The sequence below is a fragment of the Sphingomonas sp. SKA58 genome, from assembly GCF_000153545.1.
In the GTDB taxonomy this organism is placed as follows: Bacteria; Pseudomonadota; Alphaproteobacteria; order Sphingomonadales; family Sphingomonadaceae; genus Sphingobium; species Sphingobium soli.
Genome location: NZ_CH959307.1, coordinates 82,193 through 92,640 on the forward strand (window position 1 = coordinate 82,193; position 10,448 = coordinate 92,640).

Consider the following 10,448-nt stretch of genomic DNA (forward strand, 5'->3'; position numbering starts at 1 on the left):
GGTCATGACCACCACCCTCATCACAGGCGCGGCGGGCTTTACCGGCCGCTATCTGACGCGGCGGCTGGCCAATGGCGGCCATCGCGTGGTGGCGCTGTTGCGCGAGCCGACTGCTCTGGCGGAAGCGGGCGTCGCTGAGAGCCATGTCTGCGACCTGACCGACGCGACAGGCCTGCACGCCATCATGCGTCGGGTGCAGCCCGATCACATCATCCATCTGGCCGCGATCGCCTTCGTCGCGCATGACGATCTGGCCGACATGTATCAGAGCAACATCGTCGGCCTGCGCAACCTGCTGGGAGCCGCCAACTGCCTCGACCGCCAGCCCCGATCCATTCTGGTGGCGAGCAGCGCGAATATCTACGGCAATGGCAGGCCGGGCCGCTTGAGCGAAGACGTGCCCCCTGCCCCCGCCAATGATTATGGCGTGACGAAAGCAGCCGGCGAGATGATCTGCCGCCTGTTTGAACGGCGACTGCCGATCATCGTCACCCGCCCGTTCAACTATACCGGCGTTGGACAATCGCCCAGCTTCCTTATTCCCAAGATCGTCGATCATGTCCGGCACCACGCACCCGCTATCGAACTGGGCAATCTGGACGTGGCGCGCGATTTTTCCGATGTCCGCATGGTGGTCGATGCTTATGCCCGGCTGATCGAGGAGCCGGCTGCGATCGGCGGGACATTCAATGTCTGTTCGGGCGAGGCGACCAGCCTTGGTCAGCTTCTGGACAGTATCCGCCGATTATCGGGTCATGATTTCGCGGTGCGAGTCAACCCAGCCTTCGTTCGCGCCGACGAGGTCAAGAGCCTGTGCGGTGACGCGGCCCGGATCGAAGCCGTAATCGGCCCGCTGGCGCGCGTGCCACTGGATGAAACGCTGCAGTGGATGCTGACGGCATGAGGTGACAGGATCGCAGCCGGTCGGTAATGTCTTGCAACCCGACACTGGCTGATGTTTGAATTTTTGTGGCCCGTTCGGGCGCTAGGAGACTTGATGACCCGCTTGTCGTATCGCCGGATTGGCACACGCCTTCCCCGCCTCAGCCTGATGGCCGCATTGCTGGCGACCGCCGCCTGCACGTCCGTCGGGCCCAGCACGCAGCGCGTTGCGAAAGCCGGTGAGGCAGGCAAGGCGTCCGTCCAGGGCATCCAGGTCATTCACCTGAACGAACAGATGATCGCCGCGCGGCCAAGGCCCGCAATGCGCGACTTTGCGACCGGCCTGGGTTCGTCGCAGGCGGTCGGGGAAACCGTCGGGCCAGGCGACGTGCTGACTGTCAGCATCTGGGAGGCGCCGCCCGCCGTGCTGTTCAGCTCCAACCCGCAAATGAGTTCGGTCGATACAAGCCGGGCCACCGCGCTTCCCGAATTCGTCGTCGGGCAGTCCGGCGAGATTTCAGTTCCCTTCGCGGGCATGGTGCCGGTTGCGGGCCGCACGCTGGACGCCATCGAGCGGGACATCACGCAGCGTCTGCGCGGCAAGGCGCATCTGCCGCAGGTCGCCGTCCGCTTGTTGCGCAATCAAAGCGCCAATGTGTCCGTCGTCGGCGACGTCAACCAAAGCACGCGCATGCCGCTCACCCCCAAGGGCGAGCGCATCCTGGACGCAATCGCAGCCAGCGGCGGCACCAAGGCTGCGTCGGAAAAAACCGCCATTCAGGTCAGCCGCGACGGGCAGGTCTATATGATGCCGATGTCGGCGGTGATCGGCGACCCTAGCCAGAATGTCGTGCTGAGATCGGGCGACATCGTGACGGCGCTGTATCAGCCTTACAGCTTCACAGCACTCGGTTCGGCGAGCAAGAGCCAGGAACTGAATTTCGAGGCGACCGGCATCACGCTGGCGCAGGCGATGGGTCGCATCGGTGGCTTGCAGGATGGTCGTGCGGACGCGAAAGGCGTGTTCCTGTTCCGTTGGGAAGACCCCGCGCTGGTGCCTGATCGCGGGGCGGATGTGATGCCCGGTCCTGACGGGCGTATTCCGGTCATCTACCGCGTGGATATGCGCGACCCCGGCACCTATTTCGTGATGCAGAAATTCCTGATTCAGGACAAGGATGTGTTGTATATCTCAACCAATCCGGTTGCAGAAGCCCAGCGCGTCTTCAGCCTGTTCGCGTCGACGGTCCTGCCGCTGGTCGCCATCGACAACGCCATTAACCGCTGATCGGATCTGGCCGGGGCGAGCAAGGTTGTTCGCCCCGGCCCGTCACCCTTTGCCGTCAGGGCGTCAGTCCGGCCGCCTTCATCTGTTCGACAACGCCCCTGACGTCCTGCGATCGGTCGCGCGGCATCACCAGCACGCCCTGCGCCGTCGATACGACGACGCAATCGCGCATGCCAAGGGTAGCGACCGGCGGGCCGCCATCGACATAGATGAGGTTGCCTGCGCCATCGACGGTAACGGCCTCGCCCTTCACCGCATTACCTTTCGGGTCGCGATCACGCACCGCCCATAAGGCGTTCCAGGAGCCGACATCGGACCACCCCATGTCGACGGGCACGACCGCCGCATGATCGGTCCGTTCCATCACGGCCACGTCGATCGAGACATTGGGGCTGGCGCTAAATTCCGCCTTGCCCGGCAGGACAAATCCGTCCTGCATTGTCGCCTGCGCCATCGCGTCGACCGCAGCCGCGCGCACGGCGGGCACATGCTGGTCCAGTTCGTCCAGCAGTACGCCGGCGCGGAACAGGAAGATGCCGCCGTTCCAGTAATGGCGTCCATCGGCCAGATAGGCCTCGGCCCGCGCCAATGGGGGCTTTTCCACAAATTCGGCGACCGCGTGAATATCATTGGCGGCGTCGATCACATCGCCCTTGCGGATATAGCCATAGCCCGTTTCGGGATAATGCGGCTGGATGCCGAACGTCACCAACCTGCCATCGCGCGCCGCCCCCAGCGCCGACGCGACGGCGCCCCGAAACGCTGTAACATTGGCGATCACATGGTCCGACGGCATCACGAGCATCAGCGCCGCGGGATCGCGCGCAGCGATCCAGGCTGCTGCAATGGCGATGGCGGGCGCGGTATTGCGACCTTCGGGCTCCAGCAGGATCGCCGCCGTGCTGTACCCCCCGTCGGCAAGCTGTTGCTGCACCAGCGGCCCTTGCGCCCCGCTCGACACGATCAGCGGCTTTTCAAAGCCCGGCAGATCATAGGTTCGCTCAATGGTTTCCTGCAACATCGAACGATCCCCGACGAGCGGCATGAACTGCTTTGGGCAGGCGGCATGCGACGCCGGCCACAACCGCGTGCCCGCGCCGCCCGACAAAATGACCGGATAGATGGTGGTCGAAGAAGAAGAGGAAGAAATGGTCAAAAATCCCTGATGACGACGTACGACATGTCGCTGCGCTAGCATGAAAGGCGTAAATAAATCCGCATCGATGCGGCCCTGTCTATGAAGCGGCAGGGGTCGATGCAATCCATGGCGGGCGAAGGCTGTCTTTTTCCTCTCGCTTTGGCGATGGGGGCGGTCTGGCCCCGGGACCAATACCGCCCCGATCGCGATGAACCGCTAAAAAAGGCTGTTCGCGCCTGCACTGTACCGATATGTCGGGCCAAAGCGGTCCGCCTCGCGGGCCTGCAAGTGGGGGATTTGAATGGATTGGTTGCACGCGATCGCGGGGCTGTTCGTCGGTGTCATGGTGGGCATGACGGGCGTTGGCGGCGGATCGCTGATGGCGCCGATCCTGATCCTGCTGTTCGGCGTGTCGCCAACGACGGCGGTGGGCACGGACCTGTGGTTCGCGGCAATCACCAAATCCGTGGGCGGGTTCGTCCACCATCATCATGGCGGCGCCGAAGGCCGGCCCGATTATGAAGTCATCAAGCGCCTGTGCCTGGGCAGCCTGCCCGCCGCCGTCATCGTCCTGATCTTTCTGTCGCAGATCGACGCGCAGCAGATCAAGGGCGGGCTCATCATGAACGCGCTGGGGGTGGTGCTGATCCTCACGGCCGTCGCTACCCTGTTCCGGGGCCGGTTCCACCACATGGCGGTCCATGCGCGCAAGGATACCGCGCACAATTTCCTGCGCTATCAGGCCGGCCTCACCGTGGCGGCCGGCGCCCTGCTGGGCGCGATGGTCACGCTGACGTCCGTGGGCGCTGGGGCGCTGGGCGCGACGCTGTTGCTGGCGCTCTATCCGCTGCGAATGCGATTGCAGAAGCTGATCGCGACCGACATCGTCCATGCCGTGCCATTGACGCTGGTGGCGGGCCTGGGGCATTTGTTCATCGGCAATTTCAACCTGTTGCTGCTGCTCAACCTGCTGGCAGGCTCGATCCCCGGCATCATCATCGGATCGATGCTGGCGTCCAAGGTGCCGGAAAAGATGTTGCAGCCCTTGCTTGCTTGCGTCCTCGTCATTGCCGGCTGGCGCTTGCTGGGCTGACCAGCAGACGCCGGCTTTAAGTCCCCAGCAACCGGGCCACCACATCCCGCCAGGATCGCGTGACCGCGTCCATGCCGAAGGCGTCAATGCGGTCGCCGGGATATAATCTTGTTTCCCGATCGAGTTGCTGTGCCATGGCGATCGCCATTGCCGGCGCATCCCCTGGATCGACAAGCCGACCATAGCGCCCGTCATCGAGCAAATGCGCAGCATTGCCCGCGCTGATCGATGCGACGCAGGGCGCGCCCACCGCCATCGCCTCCAGCAGCACATTCGCCGATCCTTCCCACCAGGACGGAAGCACGAACGCGTCGCAGCGCGCCAACCAGGGGAAGACGTTCGCCACCGTGCCGGGCAAGGCTAGGTCATCGGCGATACCCAGGTCCTGGCCCTGCGCCATCAATCGTGCGCGGGCGTCGTCGCGGCTTTCGCCCAGAATGATGAGCCGCGCGGGCATGTGCCCGCGCAGCAGCGCGAAGGCGCGCAGCAAGGTGTGGAAATTCTTTTGTGGCGCCAGTCTGCCTATGGCGAGAAGGACGGGCCTGTCGCCACCCAGCCAGGGATGCGGCGCGGCATCGCCGATGCGGGCCTGCGCCGACGCCCGGTCGATGCCATTGGCAATGACAGTGACCCGCCCTGAGCGGCGGGCGAGGTCGAAGGCCGGGGTGTCGGATAAGGTCGGCGACACGAGAACCAGATGCGCGGCATCGGCGGCGATCAGGCGTGCCATGCCTACCCGACCGGTCCGCTTCCACCGCCCCGACGGCGCGGTCGAGATGGCGCGCATGATGTCGTTGCTGATGCGATAGAGCCGTTTGACGCCGCACATCCCGCGGCTCGCGGCCCAGACCGTCCCATGCCCATGATTGCCCGCCGAAATCAAAAGCCGCGGTCGATGCGCGCGCAAATGCCGGTGAAGCGCGATCACCGCGTCGGCCTTTTCCCGCAGACGAGAATGGCCGACGCCTGGCAACAGGGCATGATGCGGGACTCCGGCAGCGCCCTCCCCGCCCGGCAAAGCCGTGACCAGTTGCACGTTATGACCAGCCAGCGCCAGATCGGCGGCAATCAGGCGCGCATTACGCACGACTCCCGTCGCGACCAGCGCATGCACATAGATACAGATCAACGGCCGCGCCGGTCCCATTCCACCACCTGCGCGCCCTGCCAGCGTTCGACCGGCACATGCGCCAGATGATGGCGGTACAGGTCGCCCAGCCGCGTGTCCGATAGTCCCCGCCCGCTGACGAGTTGCAGGATGTCCGTTCCGGGATTCCAATTTCCCTCTACCAGCACAGGGCCCGCGCATGTCAGGCCCACATCCCATCCGATGACGGTAAAGTCGGCAAAGGCGCGATGGGCGCGCACCGCCAGCGCAATCGCTTCTCCCAGGTCGGGGACGGCGGCCCCCATGATCTTCGCCCCCGTGGCGGGATGTCGCGCCAGGGCGTCGGGTCGACCTCCGGCGCTGCGCCATGCCACCCCGCAATAGCCTTGTTCATCAATCCCCAGAACGAGATTGCCGGCATTGAAATTGTCCACAGGGCGCTGTCCGCCAGCCGACAGGCGCAAAGCCAGGTCGCACGCTTCGGGCAAGCCGCCTTCGTCCAGGCACGTGACGACCCGCAATGTGGGAAGCGCGCCAGGCGATAGCGGGGCGAGGCTTTCATGCGTCGGCAGCCGACGCTGAATCACGCCACCCTTGCGCCACAGGTCCAGGAGACGCGCGCGCAACTCTGTGTCGCCGACCGCCCCTGACGGACCGCGCCAGCCCTGGCCTTCGCGCTGATAGCGCTCCACCCCTTGTCCCTTCGACCGGAAACTGGGCTTGGCGATGATGTCGGTTTCGCTCGCCAGCCAGTCCGACAGATTGCCCGCGACAACGGGGCATGAAGGGGGGATCAGCAGCCCGGCCCCCTCTGCCTTGGCGGCGAAAAGTTGCTTGTTCTTCAAAGGATTGCCACCAAAGGGAAAGGCTGCCGGGTTCAGCAGCCGATGCAGCCCTTTGCGGTCGCGCATCGACAGGCCCGACTGGCGCACCGGGGCGGGCAAGAGGAACCGCTCGGCCGCGCTCCATCCGCCCCGTCCCATCGTCGCCAATCCTTGCGACAAAGCCCGCTCGGACCGCGCCCAATGCGCGCGCAGGCCGCCATGATAGGCCGCCAACAGACTGTTGTCGTCCCGGGGCGGGACCGCGCGTATGGTGAGCAACGGCTATTCCGCCGCTTGCGTGATGACGGCGCGTCGCTCCAGCAATTGCGTGGCGACGCCATGCGACCGCGCATTGTCAACGTCGATCGCCACTGCGCCATCCGACAGGATCACCGGCGCGATCGTCATGCGGAAGCGGCGCGAAAAGCGGGCGAAGGTGTCCGCCAGCGTGCCGATGCCAAAGCGGAAGCGGATGAGATTCAGCAATCCGAAGGCGCCGATGATGCGCGCGGGATGCTTTACGAACTGACCGCCGCTGCGGAATGTTTCGGCCGCCGCCAGCGCAGTGGCGTTCTTCAGCCAATAGGTGTTGCAGTTGGAATAGATGTCGTCCGCGAAGCGGTAGAATTTGCGCTGCCCTTGCGGATGGGCGGCCAAAACAAAATCGCGGCGGGTGAAGGCGACGGCGGCATCCGCACCCTGCGCTTTGCAGCCTTCCATCATTTCCGCCACCGAATCCGGCGTCAGCAGGACATTGTCGGCCGTGGTGATGAGCAGCGGGAAAGTTGCCCCCTGCGCCCCCGCAAGCACCGAATCGACCAGATTGGGCTGCGCCGCGACGGGCATCAGCCGACGGGTCGCGATCAACCCGCGCAGCTGCGGCAAATCCTGGAGAACCGCAGGCTCCTCTATCGCGACGCGGATCTGCCCGATCCGCTCGCTCGCCGCGAGCGCATCGATCACATGCACCAGCATGGGCTGCCCCGCCACCGGGACCAGGCATTTATGCGTAACGTCCGCCGCCTGTGCCAGCGGATCGGTCGCGCCGTCGCGCTTGCCCGCGAGCACCAGCGCCGTCGCCTTGCCGTCCGTCGGCATCAGGCCGCGACCTTGAGCGGCGCTTCGGTCAGCAAACCCTGCCGTTCCAGGCTGTGGCCGATGATGGTTTCGACCAGCATCGCGTGATCGACGCCGATCGAGCGGGCCGACCGGGATATGGTCTTCTTCGACCACAGGTTGCAGGACAAATTGACTTCCATGAACTGCACCGCGCCGGTCACGGGATCATAGCGGAATTCGAACCGGCCATAGTCGAACGGCCAGAGGTCCGAGAGCAGCCGGCGGGTCATATCCTCCAGCTGCGCCAGCAGCGCGCGATCCTCGACCAGCACCAGCGGATCGTCGCCCGCGTCGATCAGGCCGCGCTTTTCTTCATGACTGCGCGCGCGATGCGGATCGGCCGGCACATACATCATCGGCGGCAATATCCAGGGCTGGCCGCCGCTGCCGCCCACGACCGGGACCGCGATGTCGAGCAGGGGCGCCCAGGCTTCGACCAGGACGTCATGGCCTTCCCCATGCAGATAGTCGATTTGCGTCCGTGCTTCGGTCCAGCTGTCGACCATGGCCAACCCCCAGGACGCCGACGACGCATTGGGCTTCACCACCAGCCGCTCCGCGTGAAAAGCGGGCTCGGCGGGCAAGCCGCCACGGCGGAATATCTGCGCCGGCATGGTCAGCACGCCATGGGCGCTGGCGATCATCTTGCTAAGATATTTATCGTCCGACACGCCGCGCAGGATGGGGCTTGCCCCCAGATGCGGCATGTCGCGCCAACTGAGCAACAGCGGTGCCATCATCTCGCTATTCTGGAAGCCGCCCCGGTTCAACAGCGTGACGACGAAATCCACATCCGGCCGGTCGAACAGCGATTCATAACTGTCAGCGACCCGGATATTGAGGCCGATCTCCTCCAGGGTCGTGCGCATTTCATGATGATAGACGGCATGGTTGCCATCCACGGCATCGGGCGTGCCCGACGCGCGCGCATGCTTGGCAAGGAAGAGGATGCGCAGTCGCGCCTTGTCGGCAGGCGAAATACGCACGCAGCGATCGATATGCGTTACCATGGCCGATCCCTAGCCTGTCCGCATGACGTCGGCTTGACGCGCCCATGACAACCACGCGTCGATGGCACGACACCGGCATGAACAATTTATGCCAGGGATATGTCAGGCTGTAGGTTCACTGCGCTGCGCGCACCATTGCCAGCGCCGCTGCTTCGGCGACCTTGATGCCGTCGATGGCGGCGGACAGGATGCCGCCGGCATAGCCCGCGCCTTCGCCCGCCGGATAGAGGCCAGCGACGTTAAGGCTTTGAAAATCCTTGCCGCGCATGATGCGCACGGGCGACGATGTGCGGGTTTCCACCCCCGTCATGACCGCGTCGCCATGGTCATAGCCCGCCAGTTGCCGGCCGAACACAGGCAGCGCCTCGCGAAACGCCTCGATGACGAAGGGCGGCAGGCATTGCGCCAGGTCCGTTGGCGTAACACCGGGCTTATAGGATGGCTCCACCGAACCCAGCGACGTGGATGGCCGCCCGGCCAGGAAATCGCCGACCGTCTGCCCCGGCGCCCAATAGCTCGACCCGCCCGCCAGAAAGGCCTGGCTTTCCCAATGACGCTGAAAATCGATGCCGGCCAGCGGCCCACCAGGATAATCGCGTTGCGGGTCGATGCCGACGACCAGGCCCGAATTGGCGTTGAATTCGGCACGGCTATATTGGCTCATGCCGTTGGTGACGACGCGCCCTTCCTCCGACGTCGCGGCGACGACCCGGCCGCCCGGGCACATGCAGAAGCTGTAGACCGTGCGGCCATTGCCGCAATGATGCGCCAGGCTGTATGCCGCCGCGCCCAGATCGGGGTGGCCCGCGCATTGGCCGTAGCGGGCGCGGTCGATCCAGCTTTGCGGATGTTCGATGCGCACGCCGATGGAAAAGGGCTTGGCCTCCATATGGACGCGCTGCCGATGCAGCATTTCGAATGTCGGGCGCGCGCTGTGGCCCACCGCCAGGACGACATGATCGGTTTCGATCGCGCTGCCGTCATGCAGCATCAGGCCGCGCAGCTTCTGCGCACCGTCGCCGTCCGGTTCCAGCAGCAGGTCATCGACCCGCGTCTGCCAGCGATATTCGCCGCCCAGTCCTTCGATCTGGCGGCGCATGGATTCGACCATCGAGACGAGCCGGAATGTGCCGATATGGGGATGCGCTTCCCATAATATGTCGTCGGGCGCACCGGCGGCGACAAATTCCTCTAGCACCTTGCGGCCCAGAAAACGCGGGTCCTTGACCCGGCAATAGAGTTTGCCGTCAGAAAAAGTGCCGGCCCCGCCTTCCCCGAACTGGACGTTGGAATCCGGGTCGAGTTCGCCGCGACGCCACAGGCCCCACGTATCCTTCGTGCGCTCGCGCACCACCTTGCCGCGATCCAGGATGATCGGCCGGAAGCCCATCTGCGCAAGGATAAGGCCGGCAAACAGCCCGCACGGCCCCGCGCCGATCACCACAGGCCGTTTGCCACTCCAGCCATCGGGTCGATGCGCGACGAAATGATAGCGCGTGTCGGGCGTCGGCCGCACATCATGATCGTTGGCGAAACGCGCCAGCACGGCGGCTTCGTTTTCCACATCGATGTCGAGCGTATAGACCAGCTGGATCGCATTGCGACGGCGCGCGTCATTGCCGCGCCGGACCAGATTATGACCGCGCAACTCCTGCGGCTGAATGTTCAGGCGCGCACAGATGGCGGCGGGCATCGCCTCGGCCGGATGGTCGAGGGGCAGTTTCAGGCCGGACAGTCGGATCATGGGGCAGCCCTTAATCGCTCCCGGCCTGAAAGAAAACTAGGCGCGGGAAAGCCGCCCCGCCAGCCATTCCACGGCGAGCGCGGCCAGCATCGACAGGCCGGTCAGGGGAAAGAGCGCGCCCAGCCCCACCATCAGAACCGCCACTGTCCGGCGCGCGCCCGCACTTGCCGGCGGCGGCGCGCCGAGCCGCCCGTCCCGCCGCCGCTTCCACCACAGCGCCGGCGCGGTCAGGCACAGCAGCA

9 protein-coding genes and 1 pseudogene are annotated in these 10,448 nt (G+C 65.1%); 3 read left to right on the plus strand and 7 right to left on the minus strand.

What is annotated here, in order from left to right:
• Positions 1–4: 4 nt before the first annotated feature.
• On the plus strand, positions 5–904 hold the full coding sequence (locus SKA58_RS09630) for an NAD-dependent epimerase/dehydratase family protein (RefSeq protein WP_009822226.1): 900 nt from the start codon (positions 5–7) through the stop codon (positions 902–904).
• 93 nt (positions 905–997) lie between these two features.
• Entirely contained in the window at positions 998–2,170 is a 1,173-nt protein-coding gene (locus SKA58_RS09635) for a polysaccharide biosynthesis/export family protein (RefSeq protein ID WP_009822227.1), read from the plus strand.
• Between the two features lie 55 nt (positions 2,171–2,225).
• Here SKA58_RS09635 and SKA58_RS09640 read toward each other — a convergent pair whose 3' ends face one another.
• Positions 2,226–3,326, minus strand: coding sequence for a mannose-1-phosphate guanylyltransferase/mannose-6-phosphate isomerase (locus tag SKA58_RS09640; RefSeq protein WP_332249832.1), 1,101 nt, complete (start codon positions 3,324–3,326; stop codon positions 2,226–2,228).
• Between the two features lie 283 nt (positions 3,327–3,609).
• Between SKA58_RS09640 and SKA58_RS09645 the strand changes: the two genes are divergently transcribed.
• Complete coding sequence (locus tag SKA58_RS09645; RefSeq protein WP_009822229.1) at positions 3,610–4,401, plus strand: sulfite exporter TauE/SafE family protein; 792 nt, start codon at positions 3,610–3,612, stop codon at positions 4,399–4,401.
• Positions 4,402–4,417: 16 nt separating this feature from the next.
• Here SKA58_RS09645 and SKA58_RS09650 read toward each other — a convergent pair whose 3' ends face one another.
• The 6 genes and pseudogenes from SKA58_RS09650 to SKA58_RS09675 form a co-directional block, all read right to left on the minus strand.
• Positions 4,418–5,548, minus strand: a complete 1,131-nt coding sequence (locus SKA58_RS09650; protein WP_009822230.1) for a glycosyltransferase — start codon at positions 5,546–5,548, stop codon at positions 4,418–4,420.
• On the minus strand, positions 5,527–6,612 hold the full coding sequence (locus tag SKA58_RS09655; protein ID WP_009822231.1) for a sugar-transfer associated ATP-grasp domain-containing protein: 1,086 nt from the start codon (positions 6,610–6,612) through the stop codon (positions 5,527–5,529). Before SKA58_RS09655 ends, SKA58_RS09650 begins: the two co-directional genes overlap by 22 nt.
• A 3-nt stretch (positions 6,613–6,615) precedes the next feature.
• The gene (locus tag SKA58_RS09660) at positions 6,616–7,431 is read right to left on the minus strand and encodes a nucleotidyltransferase family protein (protein WP_009822232.1); all 816 of its coding nucleotides are present in this window, start codon (positions 7,429–7,431) and stop codon (positions 6,616–6,618) included.
• Entirely contained in the window at positions 7,431–8,462 is a 1,032-nt protein-coding gene (locus tag SKA58_RS09665) for a phosphoribosylglycinamide synthetase (RefSeq protein ID WP_009822233.1), read from the minus strand. Before SKA58_RS09665 ends, SKA58_RS09660 begins: the two co-directional genes overlap by 1 nt.
• 115 nt (positions 8,463–8,577) lie before the next feature.
• Positions 8,578–10,206 carry an NAD(P)/FAD-dependent oxidoreductase gene (locus SKA58_RS09670; RefSeq protein ID WP_009822234.1) on the minus strand — a complete coding sequence of 543 codons (1,629 nt, stop codon included), beginning with the start codon at positions 10,204–10,206 and terminating at the stop codon, positions 8,578–8,580.
• A gap of 36 nt (positions 10,207–10,242) precedes the next feature.
• Positions 10,243–10,448 (minus strand): annotated as a pseudogene (locus SKA58_RS09675) (PepSY-associated TM helix domain-containing protein); the annotation flags it as partial.

What these genes read in the sequence shown, in the direction of transcription:
- SKA58_RS09630 (WP_009822226.1), top strand. Translation starts at nt 5, where the DNA reads ATGACCACCACCCTCATCACAGGCGCGGCGGGCTTTACCGGCCGCTAT.
- SKA58_RS09635 (WP_009822227.1), top strand. Translation starts at nt 998, where the DNA reads ATGACCCGCTTGTCGTATCGCCGGATTGGCACACGCCTTCCCCGCCTC.
- SKA58_RS09645 (WP_009822229.1), top strand. Translation starts at nt 3,610, where the DNA reads ATGGATTGGTTGCACGCGATCGCGGGGCTGTTCGTCGGTGTCATGGTG.
- SKA58_RS09650 (WP_009822230.1), bottom strand. Translation starts at nt 5,548, where the DNA reads ATGGGACCGGCGCGGCCGTTGATCTGTATCTATGTGCATGCGCTGGTC.
- SKA58_RS09660 (WP_009822232.1), bottom strand. Translation starts at nt 7,431, where the DNA reads ATGCCGACGGACGGCAAGGCGACGGCGCTGGTGCTCGCGGGCAAGCGC.
- SKA58_RS09665 (WP_009822233.1), bottom strand. Translation starts at nt 8,462, where the DNA reads ATGGTAACGCATATCGATCGCTGCGTGCGTATTTCGCCTGCCGACAAG.
- SKA58_RS09670 (WP_009822234.1), bottom strand. Translation starts at nt 10,206, where the DNA reads ATGATCCGACTGTCCGGCCTGAAACTGCCCCTCGACCATCCGGCCGAG.